At 38.3% G+C, this 23,432-nt stretch carries 17 protein-coding genes, 1 pseudogene and 1 riboswitch; of the genes and pseudogenes, 4 read left to right on the top strand and 14 right to left on the bottom strand.

The window, feature by feature from the left end; all coding sequences use genetic code 11:
* Positions 1-66: 66 nt before the first annotated feature.
* Positions 67-250, bottom strand: a riboswitch (Lysine riboswitch).
* Between the two features lie 47 nt (positions 251-297).
* From yunB to BV906_RS06935, 4 genes are all read right to left on the bottom strand, one after another.
* Complete coding sequence (gene yunB, locus BV906_RS06950) at positions 298-1,083, bottom strand: sporulation protein YunB (RefSeq protein WP_245843956.1); 786 nt, start codon at positions 1,081-1,083, stop codon at positions 298-300.
* Between the two features lie 68 nt (positions 1,084-1,151).
* On the bottom strand, positions 1,152-1,460 hold the full coding sequence (locus BV906_RS06945) for a YunC family protein (protein WP_087972700.1): 309 nt from the start codon (positions 1,458-1,460) through the stop codon (positions 1,152-1,154).
* 458 nt (positions 1,461-1,918) lie between these two features.
* Complete coding sequence (locus tag BV906_RS06940; protein WP_087972699.1) at positions 1,919-3,322, bottom strand: bifunctional metallophosphatase/5'-nucleotidase; 1,404 nt, start codon at positions 3,320-3,322, stop codon at positions 1,919-1,921.
* Positions 3,323-3,337: 15 nt separating this feature from the next.
* Positions 3,338-4,138, bottom strand: coding sequence for a sulfite exporter TauE/SafE family protein (locus BV906_RS06935; protein ID WP_342744363.1), 801 nt, complete (start codon positions 4,136-4,138; stop codon positions 3,338-3,340).
* Between the two features lie 242 nt (positions 4,139-4,380).
* Here BV906_RS06935 and BV906_RS06930 point away from each other — a divergent pair, with 242 nt between their 5' ends.
* Entirely contained in the window at positions 4,381-4,923 is a 543-nt protein-coding gene (locus tag BV906_RS06930) for an NADPH-dependent FMN reductase (protein WP_087972697.1), read from the top strand.
* Between the two features lie 300 nt (positions 4,924-5,223).
* Positions 5,224-6,174, top strand: coding sequence for an AEC family transporter (locus tag BV906_RS06925; RefSeq protein ID WP_087972696.1), 951 nt, complete (start codon positions 5,224-5,226; stop codon positions 6,172-6,174).
* A gap of 160 nt (positions 6,175-6,334) precedes the next feature.
* On the opposite strand, the gene BV906_RS06920 is transcribed toward BV906_RS06925, so the two are convergent.
* From BV906_RS06920 to BV906_RS20235, 4 genes and pseudogenes are all read right to left on the bottom strand, one after another.
* Positions 6,335-6,760: a YugN family protein gene (locus tag BV906_RS06920; protein WP_087972695.1), complete on the bottom strand. Its 426-nt coding sequence runs from the start codon at positions 6,758-6,760 to the stop codon at positions 6,335-6,337.
* 338 nt (positions 6,761-7,098) lie between these two features.
* Positions 7,099-8,994, bottom strand: coding sequence for a heavy metal translocating P-type ATPase (locus BV906_RS06915; protein WP_087972694.1), 1,896 nt, complete (start codon positions 8,992-8,994; stop codon positions 7,099-7,101).
* A gap of 494 nt (positions 8,995-9,488) precedes the next feature.
* The gene (locus BV906_RS06910) at positions 9,489-9,698 is read right to left on the bottom strand and encodes a heavy-metal-associated domain-containing protein (RefSeq protein WP_087972693.1); all 210 of its coding nucleotides are present in this window, start codon (positions 9,696-9,698) and stop codon (positions 9,489-9,491) included.
* Positions 9,699-9,823: 125 nt separating this feature from the next.
* Positions 9,824-9,948, bottom strand: a pseudogene (locus BV906_RS20235) (MBL fold metallo-hydrolase); the annotation flags it as partial.
* A gap of 204 nt (positions 9,949-10,152) precedes the next feature.
* On the opposite strand from BV906_RS20235, the gene BV906_RS06905 reads away from it, so the two are divergent.
* Positions 10,153-10,461 (top strand): PadR family transcriptional regulator, encoded by a 309-nt coding sequence (locus BV906_RS06905; RefSeq protein ID WP_087972692.1) that lies wholly within the window; start codon positions 10,153-10,155, stop codon positions 10,459-10,461.
* A 15-nt stretch (positions 10,462-10,476) separates the two neighbouring features.
* Complete coding sequence (locus BV906_RS06900) at positions 10,477-11,670, top strand: chromate transporter (RefSeq protein ID WP_087972691.1); 1,194 nt, start codon at positions 10,477-10,479, stop codon at positions 11,668-11,670.
* Between the two features lie 176 nt (positions 11,671-11,846).
* Here BV906_RS06900 and BV906_RS06895 read toward each other — a convergent pair whose 3' ends face one another.
* The 6 genes from BV906_RS06895 to gltB form a co-directional block, all read right to left on the bottom strand.
* A complete protein-coding gene (locus BV906_RS06895; RefSeq protein WP_087972690.1) occupies positions 11,847-13,160 on the bottom strand; it encodes an ammonium transporter in 1,314 nt (437 codons plus the stop codon).
* A 109-nt stretch (positions 13,161-13,269) separates the two neighbouring features.
* Positions 13,270-14,595, bottom strand: coding sequence for a type I glutamate--ammonia ligase (gene glnA / locus BV906_RS06890; protein ID WP_087972689.1), 1,326 nt, complete (start codon positions 14,593-14,595; stop codon positions 13,270-13,272).
* The gene (gene dapF, locus BV906_RS06885; RefSeq protein ID WP_087972688.1) at positions 14,595-15,497 is read right to left on the bottom strand and encodes a diaminopimelate epimerase; all 903 of its coding nucleotides are present in this window, start codon (positions 15,495-15,497) and stop codon (positions 14,595-14,597) included. Before dapF ends, glnA begins: the two co-directional genes overlap by 1 nt.
* 14 nt (positions 15,498-15,511) lie before the next feature.
* Entirely contained in the window at positions 15,512-16,753 is a 1,242-nt protein-coding gene (locus BV906_RS06880) for an LL-diaminopimelate aminotransferase (protein WP_087972687.1), read from the bottom strand.
* 17 nt (positions 16,754-16,770) lie between these two features.
* On the bottom strand, positions 16,771-18,249 hold the full coding sequence (locus BV906_RS06875) for a glutamate synthase subunit beta (RefSeq protein ID WP_087972686.1): 1,479 nt from the start codon (positions 18,247-18,249) through the stop codon (positions 16,771-16,773).
* Positions 18,250-18,271: 22 nt separating this feature from the next.
* On the bottom strand, positions 18,272-22,762 hold the full coding sequence (gene gltB, locus BV906_RS06870) for a glutamate synthase large subunit (protein ID WP_087972685.1): 4,491 nt from the start codon (positions 22,760-22,762) through the stop codon (positions 18,272-18,274).
* Positions 22,763-23,432: the final 670 nt, after the last annotated feature.

Below are 23,432 nucleotides of genomic sequence, written 5' to 3'. Positions count from 1 at the left end.
ACACAAAAAAACAACGACAGAAAATAACCTATCATTGTTTCTACAATATACACGTTATCCTCCATTTCGATCAGTAGTTCTCCATACACACCCTTATTCGTCTGCATGACAGTACACCCTTTATTCAGGAGATGTACCAGCAATAGTAAGTTTGACTCAAATTATGCTTCGGCAAACAATCCTTCCATCAACCATCATCGTTGTCATCCTCCGATTAATTACTCATATTATTTGCGCCTCTACCTCACCGATCTGATAAGGTTTAATATTTAATTATAGAGTAACTATACAAGATTTTCAGTCACTCTGCAAGTCATCCTTAGGTATCGCAATGGACGGACCATCACCATCACCGTCACCACCGTAAAAGTCAGGTACTTTGCCCATAATTGCTCCGCCATCGAGGTAGATTTCTGTATTGACGGTCTTTACTTCTGTTGTGAATGGGATGACAATTTGCACGTCAGCCTCCACATTAATATATAAAGACACCCAGGCACCATTGATTCCGAATTCTTCATCTTCACGAATAATGTTCGTTCGCACGTTGCCAACAACTTCCAGATTTATCGGTATTTTAGGACCAAGGTTGGCAAGAACTGAATTTCCAGTGACTTGCCCTAAAGGGATCTCTATTAATGTAGGATCCTGTTTGGCAAGGTCTTCTGCTCCATCATTGTATTCATGTGGTTCCCCAATTGGGTCCTCAAATTCTAATGGTTCTCCACGATTTACATTTATAAAGAATTCTTCCACCCTATCTGTCGCCACTCGATTAATTTCACTTATGATGGATGGATTATAATTGTATGTTACAAAATTCCCCTCATTATCATACGTAATATGTAACATATCTTCGAAGCTATAGTCTTCAGCAAATCTAACAGCAGAGTTAATGGCACGTGTTGCGAATTCATCTGTCTTCACTTCAGCAATTTCCATTAATACCGGTTCAATCTCCTTATCAACGATCCAGATGCTCAAAATGATACTTCCTATAAATAAGAGTAATGTTATCATCACAATATAATGTTTTGGAGGCGTTGTGAATCTTTTCTTCCGATAACGTTTCTTGAATCTCAATCTAAAAACCCCCTCAAATACAATTTATGCTTGTATGAGGGGGCTTAGAATAAAAAACAAAAGCAGTGTTATGATATTTTCAGTAGAGCATCTTTTCCTGTCATGCCAACTTCCCAACCATGTTCTTTCGATGCATCGGTTATTTTTTCCAGTGGTGCATGTAATAATTCATCAATCGTGCGTACGCCCATAGCCCGGCCTGCTACAACATGACGTTCTTTTAATTTCGGAATCTCGTTAAAGATATCCACGTCCAATGCTGCACACATAATGTAGCCAGTATCATTGGAAATCGTTAACAGAGTTGTTTTTGGAAGCTCAACACTAACGGCCGTGAACATCATTCCATCTACTTCAAGCGGATTTATCGTAATCATAATAAATGATTGCCCCCTTCGCAATTTACCTTATATTTGTATGCAATCAGGGGGCAACGTGTCACTAATCCTCCGAGATAGTCTTTTAGGAAGGCTCTTTGGTTAATGTTTGTTATTTTATATTCTCAAACTACGACGTAACTGCTGGTTGATTTCCGCTACGGGCAGTTGCTTTCCGCGGACACGTGCTATTCCCGCAGGAGTCAACTGTCCTTCGCTCCAATCAACTGCCATAATAGTTGAATTTCATGTTCTAATCAATAAAGTGATAGCTTTCATTCCACCCTAGGACACGGTAATACACAAAAACTCCTGTTCACGAGGATGCTCTTCGCGAGCCCTAAAGCAAGACGCGTAGTGTATTTCCGAAGCAGTAGGTATGGCGCAGTTTATAGATTTCGTAGCAAAAACTAAATTTTTCTATTGGACAAGTATCTAAGTACCAATCTTGTAGAAAACTACCTTCCGGAAAACTTAGTGCGAAGTGTGTGTGCAAGTAGATCTCTCAAGAATTCTGGTACGAAATAATGCTTCGTGTCTGATTTGGCAATTTCCGGTAGCAGGCGGCCGAATGTAAATGTATCTGCCGTTGCAATATAATACGTATGATCTGGGTCAACTGGCTGACCATTACTAAGTAAAACTTGTTTCACATACTCTTTTCCATTTTTATGATATGCTGTTTCGACTTTCAGACCGGAAAACATCATCCTGCCCAATACCTCACCACGAAAACCGAAACCTTTCAATTTTAATTCCATAAAATCATGGGAGAGAGCAGCACGGATTACTTCAATTAGCTCATCCCCTTTTAGGTCAACAACAACGGGATTAATCGGGTGTGGACAAATACGGTGTATGTCTTTGTGTGTTACAGCACCTGCAGGCAATCCATCAAGCAACATGCCAGCATTCAGCATCGCAGCGTCGGCTTTCGTCCAAACCTTTAATGTATTGGTCAACTCTTTTATTATTGGTGTTTCAGTAAACCAGTTGACTTCCATCGGTTGATCTAACTGTACAACCGTTTGGCCAAGTAATTGATCTGCTTCCAGTTGCATTTCCTGCATATGTTGCTCTGTTGGCAAATCCTTAACAGTATTTGTTATATCGGTTGTATAAGCTTCTTTTTTCACGAGACTTTTCTCGCTATGATCCCATGTTAAAATAACTTCACCAATAAATGAACAATGCTTGCCAGCAGCAGTAATGACACTATTATTTATATATTCACCATGACGTAATAGATGATGGGTGTGGCCACCAATAATAACATCAATATCCTCATATCTTCTTGCTATTTCCTGATCAACACTAATACCAAGATGAGACATGACGATAATAACATCTACGGACTGTTTTAAATCAGCAATATGCCAATCAAGCACATCAAACTCATTGGAAATATGCCAGCCCAATAATTCATAAAACGCATTAAATGGTGCAGTCAATCCAATGAGACCAATTTTTATTCCATTAACCGATTCAATCTTGATTGTTTTATTCAACCATGGCGGTTCCACTTGATCCATACTATTGAGATTTGCACACACGACCTGAAAATCCGCTTCATCGTATAAGTGATATAAATCTTGGTGTGATAAGGTAATACCTTCATTGTTTCCAATCGTTACAAAATCATAATCTGCGTTATTTAATAGTTTGATATTGGACTTACCCATCGAGGCTTCCGTAATTGGATGGGAACGGTCCACATGATCGCCGATATCGATAATCCAGCTAGATTCCCCTCTTCGTTTTCGGAGTGCCTTGGATTTCTTTAAATAACTTGATACTCGTGGCCATTGTTCGAAATTACTATGTAGATCATTCGTATAATAAAAATAAAGCTTTTCTTCCATTTATATAACTCCTAACTATAAACCTTGATATATCATACGCAATCCAATAAAAACAAGCAGAATCCGCAATATCCATTCAAGCGCTTTTCCAGGCAGCAATTGATTCACCTTTGCTCCAAGTTTACCACCAATCCAGGATCCTGGTATAAAGAAAATGACGTACTCCCACGGAATATGCCCCAATGCAATATGGGTTGATGCTCCAAATATACTTACAAATAGAATCATAAACATGGAGGTAGCTGTAGCAATATGTGTCGGTACTCCAAATAATAAAATCAAAGCAGGAACAATAATCGATCCCCCACCTATTCCAAACAGGCCGGATAACGTACCAACAACGAATGATAAAAGGAATGCAACCGGAATGGTTATCCGGTATTGATATGTCTCTCCATATAATTCAATCGTCCGTACACCACGCATGTCTCCATCGTAGCGTTTTTTACTGGACGTTGTTCGTTTGATTAAGAACAAAAGGGAAATGACAATCATTAACATTCCAAAATATAATAAAAAGGACTGTGAATTAATAAATTGGTTTAGCCAAGATCCAACCATACCACCAGGAATACTTCCGCTAAGTAACAGAATACCCGTCTTATAGTCTATTCGTTTAATTTTAGCATATGAAAGCGTGGACGCTAAAGCTGTAATAATCATTGTTATCAACGAAACACCAACAATTGACTGTGGTGTCACCCAGGAAAAACTATCCGAAATAGATCCCATCAATAACAAACTTGGAATAAGGATAATTCCACCGCCCAAACCCATTGTTGAACCAATCAAAGCGGTAAACAATCCAATAATCAAACAAATAAGAAAAACCACTCTAACCCCTACCATCTATTTTTTTACTAACAACATCATATCATATGGCAAGTGGATTAATCTCGCTCGGGGATAAGCAATTTAGTTGCATGGAAAATCAGCATAAGATAAGCTTCACTAAAAAAGGAAAAGCTCAGTAAAACGTTTCAAACACACATTTGTTAAATAAGATGTAAAGAATACCATATTTAATCAAAATACGAATTATAAAGTGAGGGTGTATGATGAAACTTGTCGGAATATCAGGGGCACTTGCTGGTGACAAAACATCTCTAGCTGTAAATAATGTTTTGGTCGAGGCCCAACTTCTTGACTCGACGATACAAAAGGAATTAATTGACCTAAGGGAGTATGACATTGAATTTTCTGTTGGTGGCCCATTAATAGATTATAATGATGACACTTGGACTGTTGTAAATAAAATATTATCTGCTGATTTTCTCGTGTTTGGTACGCCAATTTACCAGGCATCCATTTCTGGTGCATTAAAAAACCTGCTGGACCTTCTCCCTGAAAATGCCTTTAAATATAAAGTCACTGGTATTATAGCAACAGGATGGTCCAGCAATCATTTTCTTGTACCAGAATATCAATTAAAGCCTGTCCTTTCTTATTTCAAAGGACTGATTCCTACCGGGAATGTCTATATCCAAAATGACTCCTTTAACTTGGAAAGTGATGAAATTATAGATCAAAGTGTTTCCGAGAGAATTCAAAAACTTGCCGAAGAAATGATTTATTTGCAACGAGGGATTAATAATAGATGATTATTGCTTTATTATTGCACAGTGGAAAAAGTACAATGAATCGTCACATAGCCCATAACTAATGTAGATGGACTACTTGACGATTCTTTTGATCTAAACATACATCATTTTTTAAACGTTTTTTATCTAAGACAAACATATTATCGCTTTTCCATGTTTGTCAACACAAGTAATCCTTAAGATTTAAAACCCTGTATCTTATATTGATACGGGGTTTTTTCACATTAAACCTCTATATGCCTTATGTATCAGACACCAGTAGATAATCCATCTCATATTCTATTGGCAAGGGGGGGAATGATGGTGAGTTTAGCAGTGTTTTTGCAGCAAATAGTCGTATTATATGCAATTGGTTTTGTAGGATTTTTAGCAAGAAAAAAAGGTATCCTTAATGAACATTCGATTGAGGTTTTAACGCAACTTATTCTGTCGCTAACCTTGCCTTTTTTGATTCTTTATTCCATGGACCAGCCTTATACTATGAAGATTGCAAGCCATCTTTTCTGGCTTATACCCATATCTGTTTTCATTTTGATCATTTCTTGTGTGATTGCTTTTCTAATGAGAAGGATTTTGAAATTGCCTGAAAACCAACAAGGTGTATTTGAAGGTCTCATCATATTCGGGAATCAAGGTTTTATTGGTTTTGCATTAATCTCCAGTCTTTTCCCTGATCTCGGAGCGTTATATGTCACCCTTTTTAATTTGCCTTATCTTATTTTGATCTGGACATATGGTATCTATCTCTTTGTGGGTAAGAAAGATGATGTTCCATGGAAAACGATTTTCCTCAATCCAGGCATTCTTTCAACCTTCATCGGACTTCTAATCTTTGTTCTCCCTATTCATTGGCCTAGTATGGTATCTGATATGCTTAAAAGTATTGGGAACATGACCATTCCGCTATCCATGCTTGTAATAGGGACATTTGTTGCAAATATGAACTTGAAAAAATCGCTATTCCTTTTAAGAAATAAAACCTTGTGGATCGTTACAGGTTTACGACTGCTAATTATTCCCTTATTGTTATTTCCACTTATCTTTTATTCTTTGCCATTTCCATTATTGGCAACAGCAATACTTGTTTCCGGTATGCCCGCAGCTCCAACTATTGCCTTATATGCACAAAAATTTGGTGGGGACACGGATTATGCGGCGATGGGTTCGATGTGGACGACTCTTTTGTCTATTTTGACGCTACCAGGCCTATATATACTCCTGTATTATATTTATTTAAGCATAAACCCTTAATGAATGTAAATTTTACTATTCATACGATTTCGAATACCTCTAATGTGATGTGCTGGGATTGGGCGAGAACATAGCAATTTGATTTAATCATAATAAAAATCGACCTTATCTATAGAAGAAAGATCGATTTTTGTTTCATTAAAATGTTCATGTACCGATGTTAGGAAATTCGCGAGTCATTTAGTGAAAGAAACATACGATGAATCTGTTGCTCACCAGCTTCCTCCCACCTACTTTTATCCAATATCTTTCCATCCTTATCAACAGGCTCCTGGAACTGATTAAAACCTGTTGTCGTCAATAGCGAATTTTCATCCCAATCTAGTCCTGTATTCACAATATGTTTTATGACATATGGTTGGCCAAATTGTATGTATGCACTGGGGTGATCCAGTTCCCCTTGCAAAACATCAAAGGGAATTCTGATATAAATTGTTTCTCCCCCTTCCCGGCACAAAACCATATCAAATTTCCCATGATCATATTCAAAATTACTACAGAAGGTAAACCCGTTAGACTTAAATAATCTATGTACGTCACCAAAGTATGCCTTTGTCCCTTCAATATCAGTTTGCAATTTAAGCATTATCTTTCCACTCCTTTATAACTAGTATTAACGGATAGGAAATTAAAAATACCCTGTGATAACATTCTCTCCAGTCCATAAAAAATACCTTATAACTATCGAAAAGAAGTATGAAAATAAATTGAATGCATTAAATTGTGTATAGTATAAAAGATTGGATTAAATTTTATTTGCCCATATATAATTGATTTGATGATGACTTCTGATTCAAACGATTCTGTATCCGTTTGTTATTCCATTTTCCATTCCTTCAGTAACTATTTTTTGGTTCATCGTAAACTCTGAAATCTACTAGATTGTGCTTATCACCTCCCTCTATAAATCAAATTCTCTCTTACTTATGCATGTGCTACTTGCATGGTTGTATCTTCTTTCGTATTTTTATGATTGAAGCGAATGAGTCGCATTGCATTTAAAATTACGAGCAATACACTTGCTTCATGGATGAACATACCTGATGCTAAGTGGACAGTTCCTCCCAAGACACCTGCTAATAGGACAAAGACGATACCGACTGCAAAGAATGTATTTTGCTTCATATTCCGAATGGTTGCTTTTGATAAAGAGTAGGCATGAGAGAATTGTTTTAGCTTATCTGCCATTAAGACGACATCGGCTGTTTCCATTGAAATGTCTGTTCCACCTTCACCCATCGCAAGCCCGATATCTGCAGTTGCTATGGCAGGGGCATCATTGATTCCATCACCAGCCATGGCTACAACATGACCTTTTTCTTTCAATTTCTTCACATACGCTACTTTATCCTCCGGCAATAATTCTGTATAGAACTCATCTAAGTCTAATTGGTTTGCAACTAATTCTGCGGTGTGTTTATTATCACCTGTAAGCATAATGATTTTTTTGATACCATTTTTTCTCATTTCCGCTAATGCTGCTGGTGCATCATCACGGATTTGATCGGCAATTGAAAAGATTCCACGGACTTTCCCATCTACTGCTGCAAAGATTGCTGTATTTCCAGATGTCTCACGTTCGATGGCATATGCTGCGAACTCAGAAGGCAAGTCAATGTTGTCAGCATGCATTAACTTCCGATTACCAATTGTGAGCATTTTCCCTTCTATATTGGCTCGAAGTCCTTTCCCTTTAATGACTTCTCCATCTTCAGGTTTTTCTCCTGAATTCAATTTTCTTGCTTTTGCTTCTTTCACGATTGTTTGGCCTAAATGGTGTTCAGAGATGGTCTCTGCTTGGGCAACCAATCGTAATAATTCATTTTCATCTTGTTTATCAAATGTATGGATGTCTGTTAATTCTGGTTTTCCTTTTGTTAATGTACCTGTTTTATCAAAAACGAGTGTATCGACTTTTGCAAATTTATCCATCACTTCTCCACCCTTGACGAGCACCCCGTTTTTCGCACCATTTCCAATACCAGCGACATTCGATACGGGAGCACCGATAACGAGCGCACCAGGACATGCGACAACTAAGAACGTAATGGCTGTGTGTAAATCTCTTGTAAAGACATAAACAAGGACAGACAATACGACGACAGCCGGTGTGTAGATATTGGCAAATTTATCAAGGAACTTCTCTGTTTTTGATTTAGATTCCTGTGCTTCTTCGACAAGTTCAATAATTTTCGCGAAGGTCGTATCATCCCCAATCTTTTCGGCAATGACTTCAATGTATCCATTATCGACAATTGTTCCACTAAATACGTTGTCATCCAATTTCTTTGTTGCTGGGACAGATTCACCAGTAACTGCTGCTTCATTTAAAGAAGCTTGACCTGTAATAATTTTCCCATCAACAGGAATCTTTCCACCAGAACGGATGATTACATGATCCCCTTCGACTACATTTTCAACAAGAAGGGTCATTTGATCCCCATCTCGAACTACCGTAGCTTCCTGTGGGGCCATATCGACAAGGTCTTTTAAAGAAGATCTTGTTCTTTCCAATGTACGTGCTTCTAAATAGTCACCGAATAGAAACAAGTACGTAACAACTGCTGATTCCACATATTCTCCAATAAAGATGGCGCCAATCACAGCGATAGTAACAAGTAACTCAATACTGAAAGCCTTCATGCGAAGTGCTTGGAAAGCTTTGATGAAAATTGGAATACCTGCGAAAATCGTTGCGGCAAGTAGGATTCCATGCCGTAAACCGTGATAACCTGTGATATGTGTAATGATTGCAAGAACTAATAATATGGCTGATATTGCGGTAATATGGTTTTTATGTTTATTAATATATCGAATCATTTTTATCCTCTCTTTTCTCTGTTAATTTTCATCGATAAGACGGGGAAAACGAGCGTTGACATTGACTTTTCTAACTGGTATTCCTTCACCTTAATTCGGTCAAATTCCATTCGAACCTTTCCTAGTTGGGGGGGAAACGTTGACAGATTTGACACCCATTCATTTTTGATAGATGATCTTCAATCTTTTTAACGCAGCCAGCACATACGGGTGGTTCAATTTGTAACACTGCCTTCATCATTGTTACCTCCTCCTCTTCAACTGCTTTTCTTTATACTTTTATTATAGAATCCTTTCCGACTTAATTAATTGACCGTCATCAAGTTTTCATGAAAACATTTGAGTGCCCAATTGTTTCTGCTTACATATTTTTAGTAAATAATACGAGCGTAAAAATAACTTCCATCAAAAAATATGAAACAAGCACATTCGTGTTCGATGAATGTATAAACAAAACGAGCAGCCCTCTATCCGAGAATTGCTCGTTTTGTTCATTATTTTAAAACTGGATAACCTAACTTTTCAATTGTTTCCTGTAATTTTTCTTTGGAAACATTTTTTTCATTATACGTAGCTTTTACTTTACTTGAGTTAAATAATACTTTTGCTTCTTCCACGCCATCCATTTTTCCTAGTTTTGATTCAATCTTTTTAATGCAAGATGGACAAGTTAAGGGTTCTAACCTGAATTTTGTTGTTGTCATATTTATCTCTCCTCTGTTTGATTATGTCTTTATTATTAAACCAATTTTTAGATGAATGGATGATATTGATTAGCTTTTATCTAATAGCACAACGATTAATTAGTTCTTCTGATAGTTGATATCAAATTATAAAGTGTCTCTTTTAAATCACTGACCAACTTTGTGCAAGTCCTGCAAGATTTGGCCTTCCAATCGAGTTAACGAAGAGAATATCACCGGTCATTAAATATTTCTCATCGACTACGAAAGATGCCCTATAAGTATGTTGTCAATCCCTTTTTATTTACCAAAGAAAAGTTACCATCCCAGCAGGAAAAATGTTAACTCAATGTAAAATTTATTTTAGTTTCCCAAAGGGTATTGAATAGCAAAATAGAATATGCTAATTTAGTTAATATCGATTAACAATATCGCCTTTCGATATTAACTTCATTAACAGAAAGGGTGGACTAAACTGGAAGACAAAATACTAAGGAAGCTCTTCCTAGGATTTATACAAATACATATTCTCCACCATGCAAAGGAACATCCGATTTATGGCGCTTGGATGCATGAAGAGCTTGAGGAACATGGATATGAAATCAGCGCAGGGACATTATATCCAATTCTTCACAGTATGGAATCAGATGGCCTTTTGCTAAAAGAAAATCGAAATGTCGAAGGGAAAATCAGAAAATATTATACTGCAACAAGCAAAGGGGAAGTTATTCTCGATCAAGCAAGGGATAAAGCCTATGAGTTGTTTAAAGAGATTAAAGATTAGTAAGGTGGTGCATACATGAATAAAAAGAAAGAAAATAAAATGAAAACATGGTTAGAAATCTTAATCATTTCCACCAGACTTGGACTAACTTCATTTGGTGGACCTATCGCACATCTAGGTTACTTTCATGAAGAGTATGTCCGAAGACGCAAGTGGATGGATGAAAAAAGCTATGCAGATTTAGTTGCACTTTGTCAATTCTTGCCCGGACCTTCGAGTAGTCAAGTTGGAATTGGTATTGGTGTTATGCGTGGGGGAATATTAGGGGGGATTATTTCCTTTCTTGGTTTTACACTCCCATCCGTAATCGCACTGATTATTTTCGCCTCCTTTCTTCATACATTTGGAATAGAAGATGCAGGATGGATCAATGGGTTAAAAATCGTTGCTGTTGCCGTAGTTGCTCATGCAGTTTTAGGTATGGCGAAGAATTTAGCTCCTGATCTTCAAAGAAAAACAATTGCTTTATTTGCACTGGTTGTCACATTATTATGGCAGACAGCATACTCACAGATTGGCGTCATCTTATTGGCGGGTGTTGTCGGTTTTCTTCTTTTCAGGCAGCAAACCATGCAGAAAGAACAATCGGTTACACATTTCCCTATTTCACGTCGATTCGGATATATTTGTCTAACCTTATTCTTTGGCTTATTATTAATTCTTCCTATACTTCGTAACCTTACTTCAATAGAATGGATTGCTTTGTTTGACAGTTTTTATCGCGCCGGTTCTCTTGTATTTGGTGGCGGTCATGTGGTGTTGCCACTATTAGAGCAGGAATTTGTTCCTGTAGGGTGGTTAACTGAACAGGAATTTCTTGCCGGATACGGTGCAGCTCAAGCTGTTCCCGGACCTCTATTTACGTTCGCTGCATATATTGGTACCGTCATTAACGGCTGGCAAGGTGGTTTGTTTGCAACGTTCGCAATCTTTTTACCTGCATTCCTACTCATATTAGGTACTTTGCCATTTTGGGATGCCTTACGTAGTAATCCGAAAATTAAGGGGGCTTTGATAGGCGTAAATGCTTCCGTAGTAGGTATCCTAATATCTGCACTTTACCATCCAATTTGGACTAGTTCTATTCATGCACCAATTGATTTTGCACTAGCAGCAATTCTATTCAGTATGTTGGTTTATTGGAAACTTCCACCATGGATTATTGTACTCACAGGTGCAGTAGGTGGATTCTTAATGTCTTATGTATAGACAAATATTGAAATCCTAAGTTGGTAATATTTCCAATGAGGGTTCAAATTATTCATGAAAAACACTGTAACTTACCATTATTAAACTGGTAAGTTACAGTGTTTTGGTCATGCCAACTTTTTTAAGATTAATAGATTAATAGGACGAATGATGTATCAACATATTGTCCACTCTCCTTAATCATTAACTAGCTGAGAGGTTTCCGTTTTGTATGGTACGACAGTTTCTAATCCTTTAATTTTATTATTATTTGTAAATGCCTCCGGATATCCGTAGCTACCATGTTCACTCATATCTAATCCTATCAACTCTTCTTCTTCGGTCACCCTTAGTCCATTTAACACTTTTTTCATGATTAGTAGTATGATAAATGACATTCCAAATGCATAGGCCGCAGATATGAATACACCCATCGCTTGAACGGTTAGCTGTGTAAATCCCCCACCATAAAATAGTCCAGCTTGACCGACTGTTGCTAACTCTGGTGTAGCAAATAATCCTGTTGACAAGGTTCCCCATACACCTGCAAGCCCATGTACTGAAAGGGCAAAAATAGGATCATCTATTTTACGTTTTTCAAAAAATCTTGCACTATAAAAAACCATGATTCCAGCAATAAAACCAATAACAACGGATGCCCATACTTCTACAAATGCACAGGACGCTGTAATAGCTACTAGTCCAGCTAATGTTCCATTTAACATAGTCGGAATATCAGATTTACCTAATACAACCCATGAGATAAGCAAAGCACTAATTGCCCCAGCAGCTGCCGCTAAAGCCGTATTTAAAGCAACAAACGCAAAGAACCCATCCTCTACACCTAACGTACTTCCAGCATTAAATCCAAACCAACCAATAAATAATATTAAAACACCTAAAGCGGAGTACACTTGATTATGTCCACTTAAATTATTTGCAGTTCCATTTGCATTATATTTTCCAATTCTTGGTTTAAGCAGAATGGTAGCAGACAATGCGGCCATTGCACCAGTCAAGTGAACAACTGTAGATCCAGCGAAATCCTGTTTTCCATGTTCCGCTAACCAGCCACCACCCCATATCCAGTGAGCAACAACTGGGTATACAAGCGCAGAGAATAGTACGGCAAACACTAGGTAAACAGAAAGCTTTGCTCGTTCCGCAAATCCACCAAATGCAATAGCTAAAGAGATTCCAGCAAATGCAAGTTGAAATATAAAGAAAGCGGATGCTGAATAAGAGCTTCCCTCCACTTCAGTCCCAGAAAAGAAGAAATTAGACATGCCTGCGAAGAAGTTTCCATTATCTCCAAAAATAAATCCATAACCAACGGCCCAAAATACTAGAGAAGAAATACCAAATGAAAAGATGGTCTTTCCAGAAACATGGCCAGCATTTTTCATTCTTATTGAACCTGCTTCCAGTAATATAAAACCGCCTTGCATGAAAATAACTAGAATTGCACCTATTATAATCCACATGCTATTAATTAAATACAAGTCATCCATTCCATTTCCTCCCTAATTAATCTTTTATTTAAAAGTGTGGGAGTACAAGCCTCCCAACTTTTATATCATCTAGTAATCTTCCCTACAGCAAGTCGTTTCCTTAAAATAATCAATATTGTCTCATATACTGTTCACGTTCCCATGGGTGCACTTGTGTACGGAACATATCCCATTCAATTTCTTTTGCTTCTATAAAATGTTCGAATAAATGGCTACCTAAAGCATTCTTTATTACTTCATTCGCTTTTAAATAACCAAGCGCTTCAGCTAAAGTAGCAGGCAAATCATCAATACCGAACTCTCTACGTTGTGTAGGTGACATTGCATAAATATTCTGGTCAATTGGTTCTGGTGCTATTTCATTGTTTTTAATTCCATCTAATCCTGCTGCTAATAAAACAGCCAATGCTAAATATGGATTTGCAGATGGGTCAACACTTCGTACCTCTACACGAGTACTTAATTTACGTGAAGCTGGGATACGAATAAGTGGGCTCCGGTTTCTTGCTGACCACGCAATATAACATGGTGCCTCATATCCCGGAACTAATCTTTTATAAGAATTAACCGTTGGATTTGTAATAGCTGTAAAACTTTCTGCATGTTTTAAGATTCCCGCCAAGAAGTTCCGTGCCGTGTCACTGATTTCCAACTGCCCATTAGGATCATAAAAAGCATTTTTACTACCTCTAAATAAACTTAGGTTACAATGCATGCCAGACCCATTTACACCAAACAATGGTTTTGGCATAAAGGTAGCGTGTAATCCGTGTTTGCGAGCAATTGTCTTCACAACAAGTTTAAAAGTTTGGATGTCATCACAAGCTCTTAATGCATCTTGATATTTAAAGTCTATCTCGTGTTGCCCAGGTGCAACTTCATGGTGAGAGGCTTCTATTTCAAATCCTAATTCTTGCAGTTCTAATACAATATCACGCCTACAGTTTTCTCCTAAATCTGTTGGAGCAAGGTCAAAATAACCACCATAATCATTTAATTCAAGTGTCGGTTCCCCTTTTTCATCTAGTTTAAATAAAAAGAATTCAGGTTCCGGGCCAACATTGAAATTTGTAAATCCTAGTTCTTCCATTTCTTGTAGTACCCGCTTCAAATTGTTACGGGGATCCCCTTTAAATGGTGTTCCATCGGCATTATAGACATCACATATAAAGCGAGCAATTTTTCCTTTTTCTGATGACCATGGAAAAATGACAAAGGTATCTAAATCAGGATATAAATACATATCCGATTCCTCTATGCGAACAAAACCTTCAATAGAAGAGCCATCAAACATCATTTGATTGTCGAGGGCTTTCTGTAATTGACTAATAGGTATTTCCACATTTTTTACCGTTCCGAATAAATCGGTAAATTGTAAGCGAATATATTGGACGTTATTTTCCTTAACCTTTTTTAAAATATCTTCTCTGTTCATTACATCATTCCCCCTAATTTTTGGTTGTTATTATTTAAGTTAAAAACATTATCTAATTCTCCATGGCACACATAAGAAGCTTTTCCTCGCATCCATACATGACCAAATTCATCCCATCTTATGGTTAGATCCCCTCCTGGAAGATGAACAAGTATAGGTTGATTTTTATCAAGCAAATCATTTAATGTAGCTGCTACTACAGAAGCACAGGAACCTGTTCCACAGGCCATTGTAATTCCTGAACCCCTTTCCCATACCCGGTAATCCAACTCCTTTCGGTTTTTAACGTGAACGATACTTAGATTCACACGTTCCGGAAATAACTTAGAATATTCAATTGTTGGTCCAATTTCTTCGAGTGGTATTTCATGGACATTATCAACAAACATAATTGCATGAGGATTCCCCATGGATATGCAGCTCAGATTGTACGCCTCTTCACCAAAGGTATACGTTTCATTAATGGCCGCAGAAAATGGATCTCCTTTCATTGGGATCATTCCTTTTAATAGTTTCGGTTCTCCCATATCCACGGTGACATATTCTACCGTTTGATTATTATTAACTTCCACTTCAACATTCACGACTCCCCCCAACGTTTCAATCGTAAAATGGGTTGCCTGAGCATACTGATGATCATAGAGAAACTTTGCAACACAGCGCAGGCCATTTCCGCAATTCTTTGCTTCCGAACCATCTTCATTAAATATTCTCATTTTAAAATCAGCTTGTTCTGATGAGCAAATAAGGATAATTCCATCAGAACCAATTCCAAAGTTAATATCGGAAATTTTTCTGGATAGTTCGGGATAGTCCTGTTCTTGTAGTACATTAACCGGATTATCTAATAGATCAAAGAGGATATAATTATTTCCTAAGCCATGCATTTTAGTAAACAGCATTTCTTCATCCCTCCTTAAAAGATGAAACGCACCGTGCTTAATCTAGATTTAATTTCATCCAAGACACGCTGTTCTTCCTTCATTCCATCCGCTTGAAATGTGACTGAAAAGCGGATGTAGGCACCTGCATCATCCCAAGGAACAGTGGATATTAGTAATTCCTTGATTAAATATTGGCTGAATTCCTCTGCCGACTGAAACTCTGGTCCATTTGTAACTGCTTTTGGAATCCTTGTATATAAAAAGAATGATCCTTTTGGTTTTTCGGCATGAAACCCGCATGCATTCAATACGCTTACTAATGCTGAATGACGTCGTGAATATTTGGCTGCTGTTTGTTCTGTTATTTCCGGATGTGATAAAGCATAAGCTGCTGCTTTCTGGATTGGAATAAATTGACCGGAATCATAATTATCCTTTACTGCCTTAAATGCGGAAATTAGTTTAGCGTTTCCTGCGACAAAACCAATTCTCCAACCAGTCATATTGAAAGATTTTGATAAGGAATGCAGCTCTATCCCCACTTCTTTTGCTCCTGGGATAGATAAGAAGCTTAGCGGCTTCTCACTATCAAACACAAGTGAAGCATATGCAGCATCATGAATAACAATCAGTTCATGGTTTTCTGCAAACTGAACAACTTCTTCAAAGAATTCTTTTGTTGCCACTGCACCAGTTGGGTTATTCGGATAATTTAAATACAGTAATTTTGCCTTTTTTAATACACTATCAGGCAATGAATCTAATTTTGGAAGAAAAGCGTTATCCGAAAGTAATGGTAAATGGAACACCTCTCCACCTAAATATTCTGTATGAGTACCTATAATTGGATAATTTGGTGTTGGCATAATCGTAATATCACCAGGGTTAATAAATGCTGTTGGGAGCATGGACAAGGCTGATTTTAAACCTAAGCAATGATTGATTTCTGTTTCCGGCTGAAGATTATCTACACCAAAGACATTTCTCATATAAGCAGCTGCAGCTTGCTTAAATTCTTCTATTCCATTGTCAGCGTAGAAACGATTTTCTGGCTTACTTGTTTCTTCAGCTAATTTTCTAACGACCGTTTGATCAGCCATTGCATCTGGCTCGCCTACACCAAGATCGATTAAATCCATTTCTGGATTTGATTGTATTGCTTCTTTTTTTGCTCTCTTAATTTTTTCGAATTTATAAACTTCCTCTTTTAAACCGAACTCAGTCCCACCTATTCGATCTGCAAATAGCTGTTGTATATAATCTGTCTTTAACATTTTGATTCCTCCAACCGTTATAATCCATTTCTCATGACATACTCATGGCACGCGTTTGCAGCTTCTTTTCCTTCTTGGATTGCCCAGACGATTAAACTTGCTCCTTTCTGCGCATCCCCTGCAGCAAACACATCATCTTCATCTGTTTGATACATATCTTCTTTTACTTGAATGGTAGCTCGATTCGTTAACGTTATATTTGTTTGATCAAAAGCTGTTGTTTCAGGTCCTTCAAAGCCAATAGCTAATAATACTAATTGAGCTGGCCAGAATTTTTCAGTTCCTTGGATTACCTTTCTAATTTTCTTGCCTTTTTCGTCAAAATTTGTTTCAATATTCGAACTTTTTACGCCTGTTAGATGCCCATTTTCATCTCCAACAAAGGTTTGTGCGGTGGTGGCAAAGGCTCTTGGGTCCTTGCCGAATATGTGCATCGCTTCTTCTTGCCCATTATCTACTTTGTGGATGATTGGAAATTGTGGCCATGGATTATCCGCTGCACGTGAATTTGGACGAGTCGGATAAATATCAAATTGAACAAGACTTCTGCAATTTTGCCTCATTGCCGTAGTAATACAGTCTGTAGCTGTGTCTCCTCCACCTATGACGATGACATCTTTTCCCTCTGCATTAATGTAATTGTCATCCGCAAAATTGGAATCAAGTAAGCTTTTCGTGTTTTGAGATAAGTAATCCATCGCAAAGTGGATTCCTTTATAATTTCTCCCAGGAATATTCATGTCTCGGGGACGGGTCGATCCTAGACAAAGAATCACGGCATCATTTTCCGTACGTAGTTGGTTCATGGAGACGTCCTTTCCGATTTCCGTATTTGTCACAAATTGAACGCCTTCCTCTTCCAGTAATTGGACCCTACGATCCACAACAATTTGGCTTATTTTTGTTTTCGGGATTCCATAAGTTAACAATCCACCGATACGATCTGCACGTTCATATACGGTTACTTGATGACCCTGCTGGTTTAAGACGGATGCACTTGCTAACCCTGCAGGACCGGATCCTACCACAGCAATCCTTTTTCCTGTTCTTTGTTTTGGTTGATTTGATTGCACCCATCCTTCCTCAAATGCTTTATCGATTATCGCTCGTTCTATATTTTTTATTGATACAGAATCGTTAGCAAGTGAAGCGACACATCCCCCTTCACAAGGGGCAGGACATGCACGTCCGGTAAACTCTGGAAAAGGATTCGTTCTGTTTAATCGCACGTAGGCTTCTTTCCATTTTCCTCTATAAACAAGATCATTCCACTCCGGTATTAAGTTATAAAGTGGACAACCAGTAGTCATTCCTGCTAGCTCGCTCCCATTTTGACAAAAGGGAACCGCACAATCCATACACCTTGCAGCTTGTTGGGTTAAAATTTCTTCAGATGGAAGGGTTGCAATTTCATCCCAATCTTTCATTCTTTCTCCTGGATTGCGGTAACTTACAGGGACTTTTTGGTAATCCATAAATCCAGTTGTATTTCCCACTTGTATGACCTCCTGTAAAGATTTATTTGGACTGTAAAATCTGTCGTGGTTGCTGTTCGGCTAAAATTTGTTTGTATTTTTTTGGAATAACGCGGATGATATTTCTTATATAACTATCCCAATTTTCCAAAATTAGCTGCGCGACTGAGCTTTGAGTATAATGATAGTGTTGTGTGATTTGTTTTTTTAGAAAACAGGTTTCTTCTTCATCATGCAATGCTTCAATGAAAACAAGTTCTTGATTGCAATGTTGTTTAAACGCATCTGCAACTGGCGCAAGTACATAGGCAATCCCACCGGACATTCCAGCAGCAAAGTTGTTTCCTACTTCACCTAGAATGATTACTCTTCCACCAGTCATATACTCACATCCATGATCACCGATTCCTTCAACAACAACGGTTGCTCCGCTATTCCTCACACAAAATCTTTCTCCTGCCACTCCGCTGATATATGCACTTCCATCTGTTGCTCCATAAAAGCAAGCATTGCCTATGATAATGTTCTCTTCTGCAGAAAAAGGGCTTCTCGGTGAAGGATGAATCACCAATTTACCTCCTGATAATCCTTTACCAACGTAATCATTCGCATCACCCTCAAGTTGAAGTGTCACACCTTTCGGTAAAAAAGCTCCAAAGCTTTGCCCAGCTGAACCTTTAAAATGAAAGTTTATCTTATCTTCTGGTAACCCCCTGGCACCAAACCGACGAGAAATTTCACTTCCAAGTAATGTTCCAACCGTTCGATCAATATTACGAATAGGAAATACAGCGTCCATTCGTGTTGATCTAGTTAATCCTTGTGTATAAACAGATAAAAGTTTACGACTGTCTAATGTTTTTGTTATGCCATGTTCCTGTGCTTTTTTAACTGGTTGATCAGCTGGTTGGTCTATGAAAAGCGGGGATAGCTCAAGTTTCTTCGCTTTCCAATGATCGGATTGAACTTGTGTTAATATATCACTTCTCCCCACCATTTCATCTATAGTTTTAAAACCTAATTCAGCCATATATTCACGAACTTCTTGTGCAATAAATTCCATTAAATGTACGATATGATCTGCGGTCCCTGTCATATTTTTTCGAAGGATTGGATTTTGGGTTGCAATCCCTACCGGACATGTATCTAAATGACAAACCCTCATCATGACACAGCCTAGGGCAACAAGCGGTAAAGTAGAGAACCCATATTCTTCTGCACCAAGCAATGTCGCTATGATTACGTCTCTTGCATTCATCATTTTTCCGTCCGTTTCCAGTGTCACTTTATGACGAAGCCCGTTATATGTTAAGGTTTGATGTGTTTCTGCTAACCCTATTTCCCAAGGCATTCCAGTATGTTTAATACTGGACCTGGAAGCCGCTCCCGTGCCACCATCATATCCACTGATTAGTATCTTGTCGGCCTTCGCTTTGGCTACACCTGCTGCAATTGTTCCTACGCCAGCAGTTGATACAAGTTTTACACTAATATTTGCTTTCGGATTCGCATTTTTTAAGTCATAAATGAGCTGTGCTAAATCTTCAATCGAATAAATATCATGATGTGGTGGTGGTGAAATCAACTCAATACCTGGGGTAACACCTCTTGTTTTCGCCACATCATCGGTTACTTTGTGTCCAGCTAGTTGTCCGCCTTCTCCAGGTTTTGCACCTTGCGCCATTTTAATTTGAATTTCTTCGCTATTTACAAGATAGTGGCTCGTAACTCCAAATCTTCCAGATGCTACTTGTTTTATTTTGCTACATTTAGAATCACCATTTTCCATCGAGTCAAATCGTTTTGGATCTTCACCGCCTTCTCCACTATTACTCTTTCCGCCAATACGGTTCATCGCGATTGCTAATGCTTCATGCGCTTCTTTACTTATGGACCCGAATGACATAGCCCCTGTTTTAAACCTTTTTAAAACATTTTCAATTGGTTCCACTTCTTCAATTGAGATTGGTTTGCGATCATAATTAAAATCTAGCAATCCTCTAATATTCGTCTTTTGTGTTAATTCGTCGTTAATCATGCCGCTATAAGATTTATATAGTTCATAACTTCCAGTTCGAACGGCCTGTTGTAAGGTGTGTATCGTTTTTGGCTGATAAAGATGCAGTTCCCCGCCATGTCGCCACTGAAAATCGGAACCTGTTTCCAGTTGGAATTCTTTTGCCTTAAATGCCTTCTGGTGGCGCATCAGGACTTCTCTTGAAATGTCTTCAATTGACAAGCCACCAATTTTTGTTGATGTTCCAGGAAAATAATTATTAATGACCTCCTTGCTAATTCCAAGTGCTTCAAAGATCTGCGCACCAACATAACTTTGTACGGTAGAGATTCCCATTTTAGATAAAATTTTTAATATCCCTTTTGTGACAGAATTTACATAGTTTTTGGTTGCTTCAAAAAGAGTCATACATTTCTCTTCCTCAACTATTCGTGGAAGAAATTCATAAACAAGGTACGGATAGATCGCATTGGCCCCATACCCTAGTAATGCAGCAAAATGATGTACTTCTCTAGGTTCCCCCGACTCTACGATGATACTAACTTTAATACGGGAACCGGTTTGAATTAAATGATGATGAACCGTTGATACTGCAAGTAAAGAGGGGATGGGAGCATATTCCTTGCTTACCGTTCGATCACTAAGAATAAGAATATTACTTCCTTTTACAATCTCCTCGTCGACTAACTGAATTAACCGCCTTAACGCTTCTTGTAAACTTCCATCTACCGGGTAAACCATTGTAACCTGAGCAGTTTTCCAGTTAGTTGTTTGCAGACTGTATAATTGCTCCATGTTCCGCTCTGATAAAACAGGTGTTTGAAGTCGAATTTTTTTATTTACCCTCTTTGTAGGTTGCAATAAATTTCCAGTTGAACCTAACATCACTTCAACAGAGGTGATGCTCTCTTCCCGAATGGCATCGATTGGGGGGTTGGTTACTTGAGCAAATCGTTGTTTAAAATAATTAAATAAAGCTTGAGGTTTTTCTGATAATACAGCAAGTGGAGCGTCATAACCCATTGATCCAGTTGGCTCTTTTCCTTCCAATGCCATTGGTCTGATTACTTTTTCTAATTCTTCATTTGTATAGCCAAACACCATTTGCTTTTGTAAGATGGGTAATTCCTTAACGGATTGCTGCTTCCGGTAATGAGCATTTGGCAGATCCTCGATCGCAACAATCGTTTCTTTTACAAGGTGCTTGTAAGGTTTCTGTGCAATCATTCGTTGTTTAATTTCTTCGTCTTTATATAACCTGCCTTTTTCTAAATCTGCTAAAATCATTTGTCCAGGTTTTAAGCGTCCTTTATGAATGATTTTTTCCTCAGGGATATCTACCACACCACTTTCAGATGAAACACATAAGAAATCATCATCTGTGATCAAATATCTGGCCGGTCTTAACCCATTTCTATCCAAGCATGCTCCGATTTGCTTACCATCTGTAAAGCCCATTGCTGCCGGTCCGTCCCATGACTCCATTAGCGTGCTATGATACTCATAAAATGCTCTTGTTTCTTCATCCATTTGTTCATCGTGATTCCATGGTTCAGGGATCATCATCATGATTGCATGGGAAATCGACCATCCGGATAAAACGAGAAATTCTAACGTATTATCAAACATTGCCGAGTCACTACCGTCAAGATCAATTAGCGGAAGCAATGGCTTTACATCAATTAAATCTGTTTCTAATAATTTCTCTCTTGCCTGCATCCAATTGACATTTCCTTTAATCGTATTAATTTCCCCATTATGCATGACATATCGATTTGGCTGTGCTCGATGCCAACTTGGGAAAGTATTCGTGCTAAAACGATTGTGAACCATTGCAAGCGCAGATTCATACCATTCATTGTTTAAATCAAGAAAATAACCTTTTACCTGTTTTGGAAGCAGTAAGCCTTTATATATCAAGGTCCTAGCGGAAAAACTAACAAGGTAGAAAGATTCATCTTTCTGGAACCCAGCAGCTATCAATTCCTTTTCAATCTTTTTTCGAATTTGATAAAGTTTTCTTTCAAATCTTATATCTTCTGGTTGTTTATAGGGTGAAAGAACAAACAACTGACGTATCATTGGCTGGGATTCTTTTGCCTCTGATGGCAAATTGCTCTCATTGGTTGGCACTGTTCTCCATCCGAATAATTCCAGGTTTTCTTCTTCAATTAGGCTTTCAATAATTCTTTCTGCTTGCTCACGCTTTTGCTGGTCTTGTGGAAGAAAAAACATCCCTACCCCGTACCTTCCTCTATCTGCCAGCTGTTTTCCAGCTTTATTCCATTCCCATTCAAATAATTCATGTGGAAGTTGTGTTAAAATCCCAGCTCCGTCTCCTACTTGGTTATCATGTCCTCCTCGATGATCCAATCGTTCAAGTGCAGTGAGGGCTTGCAATATTATCGTATGGGTCCTCTCCCCACTTACATTAGCAAGCAACGCAATCCCGCAAGCATCATGTTCAAACTGAGGATCATATAGTCCTGGTTTCCTAGGTTGTTGTGTTTGGTGCATATGAGGTCCTCCTTCAGGTTCCTTTTTTTTTACTGTAGTTTTATTTTATTACAGATAACGAACTAAATATTTAGAATTATCCGTTAAATGTTTGGACTTTTTGTAGGAATTTACTTTTATTGTGTGAGATATTATTTTTATGATTATAAGTTCGGTCGCTCATCGCCTTGATGAGTGACCGTTTGATGGAGCTTCCTCTCTGTTCGGGCTTCCAACGCCTTGATGAGTTACCGAATGATGGGGCTTCCTCTCTGTTCGGTCGTTCACAGCCTTGATGAGTGACCGAATGACGGGGCTTCCTCTCTGTTCGAGCGTTCATCGCCTTGATGAGTTACCGAATGATGGGGCTTCCTCTCTATTCGGGCGTTCACAGCCTTGATGAGTTACCGAATGATGGGGCTTCCTCTCTATTCGGGCGTTCACAGCCTTGATGAGTTACCGAATGATGGGGCTTCCTCTCTATTCGGGCGTTCATCGCCTTGATGAGTTACCGAATGATGGGGCTTCCTCTCTGTTCGGTCGTTCATCGCCTTGATGAGTGACCGAATGATGGGGCTTCCTCTCTATTCGGGCGTTGTTCACGGCCTTGATGAGTGACCGAATGACGAGATTCCCCTTTCATTCGAATTTTCACCGCTTTAACGGGTGTCCGAATAATAATTCTCCACAT

Origin of the sequence: Oceanobacillus rekensis, assembly GCF_002153375.1 — a bacterium.
Lineage (GTDB): Bacteria > Bacillota > Bacilli > Bacillales > Amphibacillaceae > Oceanobacillus > Oceanobacillus rekensis.
Note: the sequence above shows the minus strand (reverse complement) of the source record. Positions and strands in the feature narration are given on the sequence as shown.